Below are 13,586 nucleotides of genomic sequence, written 5' to 3'. Positions count from 1 at the left end.
ATAATGAGAATAGAAGATAACCAGAAAGAAAAGAAAAAGATTACTGCAGCCAATGTATTTTTATATGTATTGCTTCTTGCGCTGGCTCTTGTTTATTTACTTCCGCTGGTGTGGATGCTGAGTGTTTCTTTAAAGTCTAACAGGGAAGTGCTGACTTCGCCATTTACACCTCCCAGTGTTCTTCAGCTGGGGAACTACATCTTTGCATGGACCAACGGTCAGTTAGGGGTTGCCACCTTAAATTCCGTTATTGTATGTTCCAGCGCATTGGTAATCAGTCTGCTGATCGGATCCATGGCGGCATTCGCCATTGCCAGAATGAGGCTGGGTTTTCTTAAATATATGATGCAGTATTTCCTGATTGGAATGATGATACCGGTACATTGTGTACTGATACCGCTTTTTGTCCGCTTTTCCAACTGGCATTTAACGAATCAGCTGATTGGTTTGATCATTCCATATATTACGTTTTCCCTTCCAATGACAATCTTTTTAATGACAGGATTCTTTAAAAGCATGCCCAATGAGATATTTGAAGCAGCATGTATTGATGGCTGCTCCATCTATGGATGTTTTATCACAATTGGACTGCCGCTCTCCAGAGTGGGGATGTTTGTTGCGGGTATTATGACATTTGTAGGCAACTGGAATGAGCTGTTGCTGGCCATGGTATTTATATCTGACATTGCAAAAAAAACTCTTCCTGTCACTTTGACTTACTTTGTAGGTCCCTATGCCACAAACTATGTTCAGATGTTTGCGGCAATTATTATAGCGATTGCACCGACGATTGTTGTTTACAGTATATTCAGCAACCAGATTGTAGACGGACTTACGACGGGAGCAGTAAAGGGATAAGACATAAATTTTCAGGAGGAAAGATTAGTGAATCGGAAAGAAGCGCGAAAAAGAGCGGAACAGTTAGTAGCAAATATGACATTAGAAGAGAAGGCAAGCCAGTTGCGATATGATGCACCGCCTATACGCAGACTGGGTATACCAGCTTATAACTGGTGGAATGAAGCGCTTCATGGTGTAGCAAGAGCCGGTACAGCAACCAGTTTTCCTCAGGCCATTGGTATGGCGGCAGCTTTTGACGAGGAGCTGGTGCATGAAATTGCACAGGTCATTGCAGAAGAAGGAAGAGCCAAATACAATGCGTTTGCCACACACAATGACAGGGATATTTATAAAGGACTGACATTCTGGTCACCGAACGTTAATATATTCCGGGATCCCAGATGGGGCAGAGGACAGGAGACTTACGGGGAAGACCCTTATTTAAGCAGCCGGCTTGGAGTTGCTTACATAAAAGGACTCCAGGGAGAGAAAGAGACGATGAAAGCGGCAGCCTGTGTAAAACATTTTGCTGTTCATTCCGGTCCTGAAGCTCTTCGACATGAATTTAATGCGGAAGTTTCCTTGAAGGATTTAAGAGAAACATATCTGCCTGCATTTGAAGCAGCAGTAAAGGAAGGAAAATCTGAAGCTGTTATGGGTGCATATAACCGGACGAACGGCGAACCCTGTTGTGCCAGCAAAGCTTTAATGCAGGATATTTTAAGAGGAGAGTGGGGATTTGAGGGACATTTTGTTTCGGATTGCTGGGCAATCCGTGATTTTCATGAACGCCATTTAATCAGTCCTGACGCAAAAACTTCTGCAGCCATGGCATTAAATGCCGGCTGTGATTTAAACTGCGGCAATACCTATCTTCATATATTAAACGCATATGAGCATGGGCTGGTAAGTGAGGAAACGATTACAGAATCCTGCACACGCCTGTTTACTACCAGATATCTGCTGGGACTGTTTGATGAAAACGAATTTGATACCATTCCTTATGAGATGGTGGAGTGCAAGAAGCATCTGGAACTTTCAGAACGCGCTGCCAGAGAGAGTATGGTTCTGCTAAAGAATAACGGGATCCTTCCTTTGGATAAAGGATCCGTGAAAACGATCGGGGTAATTGGACCCAATGCAGACAGCAGGGCGGCGCTTATTGGGAATTACCATGGGACTTCATCCGAGTACATTACAATTCTCGAGGGAATAAAGGCGTTTGCAAAGGATGAAATCAGAGTGCTCTATTCGGAAGGCTGTAATATCAGCGGGCCAAAGACAGAAAATCTGGCATTTGACCATGACCGTATCTCAGAAGCGTTAATTGTAGCAGAACACAGTGATGTGGTTGTTTTGTGTCTGGGTCTGAATGAACTTCTGGAGGGGGAAGAGGGAGATCAGGGGAACCAGTACGCTTCAGGAGATAAGGAGTCACTGCTGCTTCCGGAACCTCAGAGAAAATTAATGGAGGCACTGTCTGAAACCGGTACTCCGGTTGTGTTGTGCATGATGGCAGGCAGTGATATTGACTTAAGCATTGCCAAGGAAAAATATGATGCCATTATACAGGCATGGTATCCGGGAGCAAGAGGAGGAAAGGCGTTTGCAGAGATCCTGTTCGGCCTTTACTCCCCATCAGGAAAATTATGTGTGACGTTTTATGACCCGGAAAATGATCTGCCTGAATTTACGGATTACTCCATGAAGAACAGAACCTACCGTTATATAGAACGTAAGCCCCAGTATCCCTTTGGATATGGTCTGACCTACGGGCGGGCGGCGATGACTGAGGCTAATTTAAACATGGAAGATATGGAAGTGGAGGCTGCAGCTGAGAACACCGGTGGCCGGGCTATTGAAGAGGTTATCCAGGTCTATGTAAAGGTTATGGATTCAGAATTTGCGCCTCTTAATCCCAGACTCTGTGGATTTAAAAGGGTGAAGCTGGATTGCGGGGAGAAAAAGAGTGTAAAAATAAAGCTGGATCAGCGTGCTTTTATGGTTGTAAATGAGAAGGGAGAATACATAAAAGACGGAAACAGAATCGAATTATATGTAGGCTTCAGCCAGCCGGATGAAACCAGCATACAGCTTATGGGATGTAAGCCGGTAAAGCTGACGGCAGAAATTTGATTTTCACTGATCAGAAAAAAAACGGACTTGCGTGAGCAGGATCCGTTTTTTTACATGTCTATTAATTGATATTGTGAAATGTTATAAAAAAACTTTACATTTAATAATATTTGTGTTAATATTATACATGTAACCGGTTACACAAGGAGAGTTTGAAATGAACATACGGGATATAGCAAGAAAAGCAGGTGTTTCTTCCGCAACTGTTTCCAGAGTAATTAATGAATCCGGATATGTGAAAGAGGAAACAAAGCAAAAAGTATTAGCAGCAATTGAAGAGGCAGAATTCGTACCCAATGCCATAGCCAGAAGTCTCAGTATACGTGATTCTTCCAGTATAGGAGTGATTGTCCCGGATATTGCCAATGAGTTTTTTTCAGGCATTATAAGCGGAATAGGGGAAAGGGCTGCCAATAACCAGTACAATATTGTTTTGTTTGATACCGGAGAGCTGCCGGAAAGAGAACATCAATGTCTTATGATGGCAGAAAGCCAGAGACTTTCGGGGCTTTTGATTACTCCCATTTCGGAGCTTGATGAGGTGACCAGGGATAAGCTGATCCAATTTGAAAACAAAGGAATTCCAGTTGTATTAGTTGACCGCAACATCAGAAATTCCATTCTGGATGGGGTATTTGTGGAGAACCATGAAGCAGCATATAAAGCTGTGGAAGCTTTAATTCAGAATGGACATAAGAAGATTGCAGTGATAACGGGGCCCAACACCTCTATGCCGGGAAAAGACCGTCTGAACGGATACAAATCAGCTCTTAGGGATCATGGGATTGGACTAAGAGAGGAATATATCGTATCAGGTGATTTTAAGATCATGAAAGCATATGAGAGGACGAAGGAATTACTGGAGCTGCCGGATCCGCCCACTGCCATTTTTGCTTCCAACAACCAGACCAGCCTGGGTGTGCTCAAATATTTAACGGAGCATAAACTGAAAATTGGCAGGGATATCTCCATAGTAGGATTTGATCAGATTGAATCCCTGAAAATCATTGATTATAGCCTTTCAACGATTGACAGGGACGCAAGGAATCAGGGATATCTGGCGATGGAAATGCTGATTGACAAACTGACCCGTAAGGAAAGCAAAAGCTCAGGACGCAAGATCTTTGTTCCATATCAGATGGAGCTTCGCGGTTCAGAAAAGATAAAATAGGCTGCAGGCAGGCAGTTTATTTTTACCCTGATATGTAACCGGTTACATATAAAAATTACGGAGGATGGATATGAACATAGCAAACATGATTGACCATACAATGCTGAAGGCAGATGCCGGGGCAGAAATAATCAGAAGATATTGTCAGGAGGCAAAAGAATATGGATTTGCATCTGTCTGTGTAAACACCTGCCACGTACCTCTGGCAGCGCAGGAACTAAAGGACAGCAGCGTGGCTGTATGCTGTGTGGTGGGTTTTCCATTGGGAGCCATGCTGACAACTGCCAAAGCTTTTGAAGCGGCAGAGGCAGTAAAAGCAGGAGCAGATGAAGTGGATATGGTAATCAATATCGGTGCCCTGAAAGATAGGAATTATGACCTTGTCCGGGCTGATATTAAAGCAGTTGTTGAAGCCTGTCACGCAAGAACAGTAAAAGTAATTCTTGAAAATTGTCTTCTGACAAAGGATGAAATAGTAAAAGCCTGTGAACTTTCCATGGAGGCCGGTGCACATTTTGTGAAAACGTCTACCGGTTTTAGTACCGGAGGGGCATTGGCAGAAGATGTTACCCTCATGAAGAAGACAGTGGGAGAGAAAATGAAAGTCAAGGCAAGCGGCGGCATTCGTACACCGGAGGAGGCCAGAGCCATGCTGTCAGCAGGAGCAGACCGGATTGGTGCTGGAAATGGAGTTTCGCTGCTGTAAAGAGAAAGGAGATGCTTATGGGTAAGAAAATAACGGTATTTGGGAGTTTTGTTGTAGATCTGATGGGAAGATGTCCCCATCTGCCTGTGCCGGGGGAAACGGTAAAGGGAAGTCTGTTTAAAATGGGCCCCGGCGGAAAGGGGTTTAACCAGGCGGTAGCTGCCCATAAGGCAGGTGCAGAGGTAACAATGGTAACAAAGATTGGCAATGACACCTTGGCAGATCTTGCCATTCAGACAATGACCGGACTTGGGATGGATACAAAAAGGGTATTTCGCAGCGAACAGACTGAGACTGGCACTGCATTAATCATGGTAGATGAGAATACCAGCCAGAATGAAATTGCAGTGATCTTAGGTGCCTGTGATACGATTTCCGATGAGGAGGTGGAATCCATCTCAGACCTGCTGGACCAGTCGGATTATCTGCTGATTCAGCTGGAAACAAACATTTCTTCCGTTGAGAAGGCGGTAGAAATGGCATACAGCAAAGGAGTTAAAATCATTTTAAATACAGCACCTGTACAACCCGTCAGTGACAGCATATTAAGCCGGGTGGAACTGATCACTCCCAATGAGGTAGAGGCCGGGATACTTACCGGAATCCAAGTAGAAGGTGAAGAGAGTGCCGGAAGAGCAGCGGACTATTTTCTGGAAAAGGGAGTCAGAAATGTGCTTATCACGATGGGAAGCAAAGGTGTTTATATTGCAACAAATGAAAGAAGAGGGTTAATACCCGCCTATCGGGTAGATGCGGTGGACACCACAGGAGCAGGAGACGCATTCAACGGCGGTCTTGCGGCTGCCCTGGCAGAAGGAAAAGATCTATGGGAAGCTGCGAAGTTTGCCAATGCGCTGGCGGCCATTTCCGTACAGAGAATCGGAACAACACCGGCAATGCCGGAACGGTCAGAAATCGATGCGTTTATTCAACTTCATGAAACGGAGGGACTGCAATGTTAAAGACAGGAATTTTGCATCCGCAGCTATCAAGAATTATGGCGGAAATCAGACACATGGATATGCTTGTAATCGCAGACGCCGGCCTGCCTGTCCCTAAGGGAGTGGAGCGGGTGGATTTAGGCTGGAAGCAGGGAAGTCCGTCCTACCTAGAGGTTCTTGAAGAGATTGAAAAGTATATGGTAACGGAAAAGGCTGTTTTTGCTGAGGAAGCTCTTGTTGTAAGCGGGGAGCTGCATAAAAAAGCCCTGGCTCTTTTGCCGGAGGGAATTCCTGTAGAGTATATTCCTCACAAGGAATTAAAAAAAATGACAGAAGGAGCAAAAGCAATTATTCTTACAGGTGAGTTTACCGGTTATACCAATGTAATTCTGATCTCAGGATGTGCATATTGAGACCAGGCGAGGGGAAGGGGAAATTAAATGGGAGGAAGGTTAATTCTGAAACTGGAATCAATCGTTAAGACTTTTCCTGGTGTAAAAGCTCTTGACGGCGTCCATCTGGAAATCTATGAGGGCGAGGTTCATGCTCTGTGCGGAGAAAACGGAGCTGGAAAATCCACTCTGATGAAAATTATCGCAGGGGCTCAGCCCTATACATCCGGTGCCATGTATTTAAATGGAGAAAAAGTGGTATTTCACTCAGCCAGGGATGCAGAAAAATCAGGAATTGCCATGATCTACCAGGAATTTAATATGGTGCCTGAATTATCGGTTGCTGAAAACATGTTTCTTGGGAGGCTTCCGGTAAACCACTTCAAGAAGGTGGACTGGGATAAGCTTTTTAAAGAGGCACAGGATAATTTGGACCATCTGGGCCTGAAATTCAGTTCAAGGACCAAAGTGAAGAATCTTTCTGTTGCCGAAGCCCAGATGACAGAGATTGCCAAGTGCCTCACAATAGGCGCCAGAATCATCATCATGGATGAGCCGACGGCTGCGCTGGCCGGGGAAGAAATCAAAATACTGTTTGGAATTATTGAAGAACTTAAAAAGAAGGGAATTGCAATTATCTATATTTCCCACCGCATGGATGAGATTTTTAAAATTTCAGATCGTCTGACGGTGTTTCGGGATGGAAGATATGTCGCTTCGAAAAAGATTGGTGAGACCGATTATGATGATGTAGTGTCCATGATGGTAGGAAGAAATGTTTCTAATCTGTATCCTGTCCGTAATTACAAGCCGCAGGAGGTAGTATTTGAAGCAAAAAATATTAACAGCCGGAATGTTCATGATATGAGTCTGAGGCTTCATAAAGGGGAAATCCTTGGTATAACCGGGCTTTTAGGATCAGGAGCAATTGAATTATCAAAAATATTATATGGCGCCATACCAATGGAAAGCGGTGAACTCTGGGTACATGGGGAGAGAAAAGACTGCTCTGCACCTGTAAAAGCGCTGAAATCCGGAATTGGTTTTGTTTCGGATGACAGGAAGCAGGAGGGACTGGTTTTAGTAAGAAGCATCCGGGAAAATATTTCCATGTCATCTTTAAAGAAGCTGACAAAAGGAATTCATCTTAACACCAGACTGGAGATGGAGCGGGTCAGTCATCAGGTGAAATCGCTGAATATCCGGATCAGTTCACCCTCCCAGCTGGCTGGGAAGTTAAGCGGAGGCAATCAGCAGAAGATTGTCTTTGCAAAGGTGCTGGAAGCAGATTCTGATATTCTCATTCTCAATGAACCCACAAGGGGAGTGGATGTTGGGGCTAAGGCAGAAATTTATGCGATAATAAACCAACTGACTGAAAAAGGAAAAAGTATTCTTATGGTTTCCACAGATTTGCCGGAGCTGATCGGAGTCAGTGACCGCGTAATTGTCATGCGGGAGGGACGTATGGTATTGGAGAGCTCAGGAACGGACATGAATCAGGAAATAATATTAGCACATGCATCTGGAGGGGTGAGGGAAAATGAATCAGAAAGCTAAGAAACAATTGATCAACCAGATCAATATTTACCGGTCGGTTTTAATATTACTTATCATTTGCCTGTTTGCTGCATTTTTATCAAAAAGCTTTTTAAATATTTCGAATTTGTTTAATGTGTTCAAACAGGTTACTGTTGCCGGGATAATTGGATGCGGTATGACCTTCGTAATCCTTACCGGTGGGATTGACTTATCTGTTGGTTCTATTCTGGGACTTTCCGGTGTCATTGCGTCAGGGGTACTGGCTTCAACCGGCAATACGTTCCTTGCGGTTATAACAGCAGTTGCCATAGGAACTGCCTGCGGTACAGCTAACGGTTTTTTTATTTCTCACTGCGGGATTCCTCCATTTATTGCAACGCTGGGGACAATGACTTTGCTGAGAGGCTGTGTTCTGATCTATACAAAGGGCTCTCCGATTCCCGTAAAATCGGATGCCTATAAATTTATTGGGAAAGGTTCTGTTTTAGGAGTGCCGGTTCCTGTGATTATTCTCATAATCCTTTTTCTGGCAGCACATTACATTCTGACACAGACCCGGTTTGGAAGAAGCATTTATGCTCTTGGGGGAAACCGGGAAGCAGCCCGTTTATCAGGCATATCCGTGAAACGGACAGAATGGACAGCTTATATTATCAATGGATTTTTAAGCGGTGTTGCTGCTGTTGTATTGACAGCAAGACTTGGATCGGCTCAGTCTACAAGCGGACAGGGAATCGAAATGGATGCGATAGCAGCGGTTATCCTTGGAGGAACCAGCTTAAGCGGAGGAACGGGATTTGTACTGCCAACCGTAGTGGGTGCCATGATTATGGGGATCATAGATAACATCCTCACCCTTATGAATGTCAACCCTCATGCAACCAGTATAGTAAAAGGATCTGTAGTGCTGATTGCCGTGCTGGTGGATAAAAAGGTGAAGGATTTATCTGCGAAAGCGGAATAAATAGAAACTATTTTAATGTATTTGAGAAGGGAAGGGAAGAATTATGATGAAAAAAAGAATTGCAGCAACAATGATGGCAGGATTGATTGTATTTTCTCTCGCCGGATGCAGCACCGAAACAGCGCCGGAGACTGCAAAGGAAACAGCTCAGACCGAAGCGGCCACAGCAAAGCCAGAGGAAACCACAGCAAAAACAGATGGGGGATCAAAGAAAAAATATGTAATCGGTCTGGCAATGAATACACAGACCAATCCGTTCTTTGTGGATGTAAAGGATGGGGTACAAAAGGCAGCTGATGAACTGGGTGTGGAATTATACATTACAGATGCCCAGGATGACCCGGCTACCCAGATGAAAGACGTAGAAAATCTCATAACTAAGAAACCTGACTGCATTATTATTGATACATGTGATTCTGATGCCATTGTTTCATCCATTGAAGACTGCAACAAAGCCGGAATACCGGTGCTTACCATGGACCGGGAAGCCAGTGGAGGAGAGGTGGTTTCTCATATCGGATATGATGCCATTAAATCAGGAAAGCTGGCAGGACAGTATCTGGCAGATACGCTGGGCGGAAAAGGTAATATCGTAGAGCTTCAGGGAATTATGGGCACCAATGTAGCCCAGAACCGTTCCAAGGGATTTAATGAAATCATAAGCCAGCATCCGGATATGAAAATTGTGGCTTGCCAGGTGGCAGATTTTGACCGTGCAAAGGGTATGAGTGTAATGGAAAATATTTTACAGGCAAATGATCACATTGACGGATTGTATGCGGCAAATGATGAGATGCTTCTGGGAGCTTTGGAAGCAATTGAGGCGGCAGGCCGCTTAGATGAAATCACCATGATAGGCTGTGACGCCATTGATGACACCATTGAAGCAATCAAAGGGGGAAAGGTAGAAGCTACCATAGCAGAGCCTCCGTTTTTCCTTGGAAAAGCTATTTTAAAAACCGCTTATGATTACCTTGAGGGTAAAAGCGTAGAGAAATATGTTATCCTGGATAATGAACTGGTTACCTCTGAAAATGTAAACGGGCTGGTTACAAAAGAATAAAATATACAGATACAAACTGCTGCCAGATTCCCCGGTGAACCGGTTTCTGGCAGCAGTTTTTTTGTAAAAGAAGTTAAAACAGTTTGAAAAGGGCCGTGACAAGTGAATGATAACATGGTAAAATACGTCTGTGCCATATGGTAAAGTATGGCAGAATAATAAACAGGCAAAGGGTGAAAGATTATGGAGACCGACATGACGAGAGGCAATCCGCTTCCCATCATATTAAAATTTACACTTCCGCTTTTAATCGGAAACATTTTTCAGCAGTTTTACAATATGGTGGATACGATTATCGTAGGCCGTTTTGTGGGACCGGATGCACTGGCTGCCGTGGGATCTACCGGAACCATTATGTTCCTGGTAATTGGTTTTTCACAAGGCATGAGTACGGGATTTACGGTTCTAACCAGCCAGAGGTTCGGGGCAGGCGATGAAAACGGAACAAGGAGATCTGTAGCAAATGGAATTATACTATCCATATTTGTGATCGGATTCATGACATTAATCAGTCTGACCTTCATGAGGACTCTTTTAAGAATTATGAATACTCCCCAGAATATTATGGAAGATGCATATACTTATATTTCTATCATTTGTATCGGCATTTTCGCAAATGTATTTTATAATCTGTTTTCTTCTTTTCTCCGTTCTGTAGGGAACAGCCGGATACCTCTTGTGTTTCTCGTATTTTCAGCATGCTTGAATATAATGCTGGATTTGATTTTTGTCATCAATTTTAAAATGGGCGTTGCAGGAGCGGCATGGGCCACCAACGTATCTCAGGGAACTGCTGCTTTTTTATGTATTATTTACATTACAAGAAAAATGCCTGTTCTTACTCCGGAAAGGCACCATTGGAAACTTCATGAGTATGATACGAAAATCCAGCTTTCCGTTGGCATTCCCATGGCTTTACAGTTTGGGATTACTGCATCAGGCACCATGATTATGCAGTCGGCAGTGAATCTGTTTGGTTCTGTAGCAGTGGCATCAAATACTGCGGCCAATAAATTCCAAAGCATGGTGATTCAGGGGATGATCGCAATGGGACAAACCATGGCTACTTATTCAGGGCAGAACTATGGAAAGGGAGATATCGGAAGAATCAGACGGGGTGTCCGTCTTGCTTTGACAACAGAAGTAATTTACGCAGTTGTATGCTCGATTGTCGTTGTACTGGGACTTCCCTATGCATTAAGGCTGTTTTTCTCCGGCAATGTTGATCTTGCAGAGATTCTTCCATGGGCAAAAACCTACAGCTATTTGTGTGCAGCTTTTTATATTCCCCTCGGAACCATTTTTATTTTCCGCAATACCATGCAGGGATGCGGATATGGATTGCTTCCCATGCTTGGCGGTGTAGTAGAACTGGCCGCCAGACTGGTTACGGCAACGCTTGCAATGAAGCTGTTAAGCTTTCCGCTTGCTTGTGCCTGTGATCCTGCGGCATGGCTCAGCGCGGCGTTGTTTACTGGAATATCCTATGTTTACGTAATAAAAAAGGTTGAGAAAAAGCTGGTCTGCTAAGACCGTTTTTATTGGTTTTAAAATTCTTAATTTATTATTGATTTATAGTATAATATTTAGTATATTATGTAATAGATTATCTTAGGAAACACTTGAAAGGGGAATCATGATGATAAAAGTAGCTGTGGATGCCATGGGCGGTGACTATGCACCAGTACAGACGGTAGCAGGTGCCGTAGAGGCGGTAAACGCGAATAAAGAGATCCGGGTTCTCTTAGTAGGGCAGGAACAGATGATATCTAAAGAACTTGAAAAGTACAAGTTTCATAAGGAACAGATACAGATTGTGAATGCGACAGAGGTAATCGAGACGGAAGAACCTCCGGTTAACGCCATACGTAAGAAGAAAGATTCTTCCATCGTTGTGGGAATGAATCTGGTAAAACAAAAGGAGGCGGATGCGTTTGTATCGGCCGGTAGCTCAGGCGCCATACTGGTTGGCGGACAGGTGATAGTCGGACGGATCAAGGGTGTTGAAAGACCACCGCTTGCACCCCTTATTCCAACAGAAAAAGGCGTTTCCCTGCTGATAGACTGCGGCGCTAATGTGGATGCCAGACCCTCTCATCTGGTACAGTTTGCCCGAATGGGCTCCCTTTATATGGAGCATGTTGTGGGCATTAAGAATCCAACAGTTGCCATTGTCAATATCGGCGCAGAGGAAGAAAAGGGAAATGCGTTAGTGAAAGAGACATTTCCGCTGTTAAAGGATTGTAAGGATATTCATTTTACCGGAAGCATTGAGGCCAGAGAGATTCCGCATGGCGGTGCAGATGTCATAGTATGTGAGGCATTTGTGGGCAATGTAATCCTGAAGCTGTATGAAGGAGTGGGCGCGACCTTGATTAACAAGGTAAAGAGTGGTATGATGAGTAGTTTCAGGAGTAAGATCGGTGCTCTGCTTGTAAAGCCTGCTTTAAAGGAGACTTTAAAATCATTTGATTCATCCGGATATGGCGGTGCTCCGCTTTTAGGACTGAATGGTCTGGTAGTAAAGACTCATGGGAATTCAAAAGCAGCAGAAGTAAAAAACTCCATACTTCAATGCGTAACTTTCAAAGAACAGGGAATTAATGATAAGATAAGAGAAAGTCTTAAAATGAAAGAAGAAAATCAAGAATAGGAGAGAGGAAGGAAAACAAATGGAATTTGAAAAATTACAGAAAATTATTGCAGAGGTATTAAATATTGAGCCGGAGGAGGTTACTATGAACTCCACATTCGTGGATGATCTTGGTGCTGACTCCCTTGATGTGTTCCAGATCGTTATGGGCATTGAGGAGGAATTTGATATTGAGATTCCGACTGAAGTGGCAGAGAATATTGTAAGTGTCAGCGACGCAGTAGAACAGGTCAAGAATGCATTAAATTAATAGATGTGGGTGCTGCTAAGACCGTTTGGTCTGACCGCAGCACCTTCTTTCATAATAGGGGAATAATAAGAAACACCCTGCGGGTACCCCTTTATGTCCAAAAAGCATGGACAATAATAAGGAACACCCTGCGGGTACCCCTTTATGTCCAAAAAGCATGGACAATAATAAGGAAAGAGGAATGAGATGAGCAGAAATATAAAAGAACTGGAAGAACGGATTGGTTACCGTTTTTCAGACAAGCATCTTATGACACAGGCCATGACCCACAGCTCCTATGCCAATGAACACCGTATGAATAAGACAGAGTGCAATGAGAGACTTGAGTTCTTAGGTGATTCGGTACTGGAGGTTGTTTCCAGTGATTGTCTGTATCATAAGTATCCTCAAAAGCCGGAAGGCGATTTAACCAAGATCCGGGCGAGCATTGTTTGTGAACCGACACTTGCATATTGTGCGGAAGTGATAAAGCTTGGAGAATATCTTCTACTTGGCCGGGGCGAAGAGTCAACCGGCGGCAGAGGAAGAGCTTCGATTGTTTCAGATGCGATGGAAGCACTGATAGGAGCCATTTATCTGGACGGTGGTTTTGCTAATGCAAAAGAGTTTATCCTTCGATTCATCATGAATGATCTGGAACATAAGCAGCTCTTTTATGATAGCAAGACTATCTTGCAGGAGATTGTTCAGAGCCAGACAGAGGAGGCACTGACTTACGAACTCTTAAGGGAAGAAGGTCCGGATCATAATAAGATTTTTGAGACTCAGGTAAAAATCGGGAATAAACCTATCGGACAGGGAACCGGAAGAACCAAGAAGGCTGCGGAACAGGTGGCGGCTTATCATGGAATTCTGAAGCTGCGTGGACAATAATAAGGTAACACCCTTCGGGTATCCCTTTATGTCCAAAAAGCATGGACAATAATAA

The 13,586-nt window shown here is 43.9% G+C and carries 13 protein-coding genes; all 13 read left to right on the top strand.

The features are described from left to right. The first annotated feature begins 3 nt into the window (after positions 1-3). The 13 genes from DS742_RS21560 to rnc all read left to right on the top strand — a co-directional run bounded on the left by DS742_RS21560 (position 4) and on the right by rnc (position 13,531). Positions 4-858 carry a carbohydrate ABC transporter permease gene (locus tag DS742_RS21560; protein WP_117419031.1) on the top strand — a complete coding sequence of 285 codons (855 nt, stop codon included), beginning with the start codon at positions 4-6 and terminating at the stop codon, positions 856-858. 27 nt (positions 859-885) lie between these two features. Continuing rightward, positions 886-2,976: a glycoside hydrolase family 3 C-terminal domain-containing protein gene (locus DS742_RS21555; RefSeq protein WP_117419030.1), complete on the top strand. Its 2,091-nt coding sequence runs from the start codon at positions 886-888 to the stop codon at positions 2,974-2,976. 157 nt (positions 2,977-3,133) lie between these two features. Beyond that, a complete protein-coding gene (locus DS742_RS21550) occupies positions 3,134-4,147 on the top strand; it encodes a LacI family DNA-binding transcriptional regulator (protein WP_117419029.1) in 1,014 nt (337 codons plus the stop codon). A 70-nt stretch (positions 4,148-4,217) separates the two neighbouring features. Further along, positions 4,218-4,853: a deoxyribose-phosphate aldolase gene (gene deoC / locus DS742_RS21545; RefSeq protein ID WP_117419028.1), complete on the top strand. Its 636-nt coding sequence runs from the start codon at positions 4,218-4,220 to the stop codon at positions 4,851-4,853. Between the two features lie 17 nt (positions 4,854-4,870). After that, positions 4,871-5,815, top strand: coding sequence for a ribokinase (gene rbsK, locus DS742_RS21540; RefSeq protein ID WP_117419027.1), 945 nt, complete (start codon positions 4,871-4,873; stop codon positions 5,813-5,815). After that, positions 5,809-6,207 (top strand): D-ribose pyranase, encoded by a 399-nt coding sequence (gene rbsD, locus DS742_RS21535; RefSeq protein WP_117419026.1) that lies wholly within the window; start codon positions 5,809-5,811, stop codon positions 6,205-6,207. The genes rbsK and rbsD overlap by 7 nt, the downstream gene beginning before the upstream one ends. A gap of 27 nt (positions 6,208-6,234) precedes the next feature. Then, complete coding sequence (locus tag DS742_RS21530; protein WP_117419025.1) at positions 6,235-7,746, top strand: sugar ABC transporter ATP-binding protein; 1,512 nt, start codon at positions 6,235-6,237, stop codon at positions 7,744-7,746. Then, positions 7,730-8,692 (top strand): ABC transporter permease, encoded by a 963-nt coding sequence (locus DS742_RS21525; protein WP_117419024.1) that lies wholly within the window; start codon positions 7,730-7,732, stop codon positions 8,690-8,692. Before DS742_RS21530 ends, DS742_RS21525 begins: the two co-directional genes overlap by 17 nt. A gap of 46 nt (positions 8,693-8,738) precedes the next feature. Continuing rightward, positions 8,739-9,755, top strand: coding sequence for a substrate-binding domain-containing protein (locus DS742_RS21520; protein WP_117419023.1), 1,017 nt, complete (start codon positions 8,739-8,741; stop codon positions 9,753-9,755). Positions 9,756-9,938: 183 nt separating this feature from the next. Next, entirely contained in the window at positions 9,939-11,285 is a 1,347-nt protein-coding gene (locus DS742_RS21515; protein WP_117419022.1) for an MATE family efflux transporter, read from the top strand. A 109-nt stretch (positions 11,286-11,394) separates the two neighbouring features. Continuing rightward, complete coding sequence (gene plsX / locus DS742_RS21510; protein WP_117419021.1) at positions 11,395-12,408, top strand: phosphate acyltransferase PlsX; 1,014 nt, start codon at positions 11,395-11,397, stop codon at positions 12,406-12,408. Positions 12,409-12,427: 19 nt separating this feature from the next. Further along, positions 12,428-12,658: an acyl carrier protein gene (gene acpP, locus DS742_RS21505; protein ID WP_104436156.1), complete on the top strand. Its 231-nt coding sequence runs from the start codon at positions 12,428-12,430 to the stop codon at positions 12,656-12,658. A gap of 186 nt (positions 12,659-12,844) precedes the next feature. Beyond that, the gene (rnc, locus tag DS742_RS21500) at positions 12,845-13,531 is read left to right on the top strand and encodes a ribonuclease III (protein WP_117419020.1); all 687 of its coding nucleotides are present in this window, start codon (positions 12,845-12,847) and stop codon (positions 13,529-13,531) included. Positions 13,532-13,586: the final 55 nt, after the last annotated feature.

Origin of the sequence: Lacrimispora amygdalina, from assembly GCF_003432035.1 — a bacterium.
Classification (GTDB): domain Bacteria; phylum Bacillota; class Clostridia; order Lachnospirales; family Lachnospiraceae; genus Lacrimispora; species Lacrimispora amygdalina.
The sequence above is the reverse complement of the archived record's forward strand: the minus strand, read 5'-3'. Positions and strand labels throughout refer to the sequence as shown.

Bases quoted from the DNA above. Each gene is read 5' to 3' on its own strand.
- DS742_RS21525 (WP_117419024.1), top strand. From the start codon at position 7,730: ATGAATCAGAAAGCTAAGAAACAATTGATCAACCAGATCAATATTTAC.
- rbsD (WP_117419026.1), top strand. From the start codon at position 5,809: ATGTTAAAGACAGGAATTTTGCATCCGCAGCTATCAAGAATTATGGCG.
- rnc (WP_117419020.1), top strand. From the start codon at position 12,845: ATGAGCAGAAATATAAAAGAACTGGAAGAACGGATTGGTTACCGTTTT.
- DS742_RS21560 (WP_117419031.1), top strand. From the start codon at position 4: ATGAGAATAGAAGATAACCAGAAAGAAAAGAAAAAGATTACTGCAGCC.
- rbsK (WP_117419027.1), top strand. From the start codon at position 4,871: ATGGGTAAGAAAATAACGGTATTTGGGAGTTTTGTTGTAGATCTGATG.
- acpP (WP_104436156.1), top strand. From the start codon at position 12,428: ATGGAATTTGAAAAATTACAGAAAATTATTGCAGAGGTATTAAATATT.
- plsX (WP_117419021.1), top strand. From the start codon at position 11,395: ATGATAAAAGTAGCTGTGGATGCCATGGGCGGTGACTATGCACCAGTA.
- deoC (WP_117419028.1), top strand. From the start codon at position 4,218: ATGAACATAGCAAACATGATTGACCATACAATGCTGAAGGCAGATGCC.
- DS742_RS21550 (WP_117419029.1), top strand. From the start codon at position 3,134: ATGAACATACGGGATATAGCAAGAAAAGCAGGTGTTTCTTCCGCAACT.
- DS742_RS21520 (WP_117419023.1), top strand. From the start codon at position 8,739: ATGAAAAAAAGAATTGCAGCAACAATGATGGCAGGATTGATTGTATTT.
- DS742_RS21530 (WP_117419025.1), top strand. From the start codon at position 6,235: ATGGGAGGAAGGTTAATTCTGAAACTGGAATCAATCGTTAAGACTTTT.
- DS742_RS21515 (WP_117419022.1), top strand. From the start codon at position 9,939: ATGGAGACCGACATGACGAGAGGCAATCCGCTTCCCATCATATTAAAA.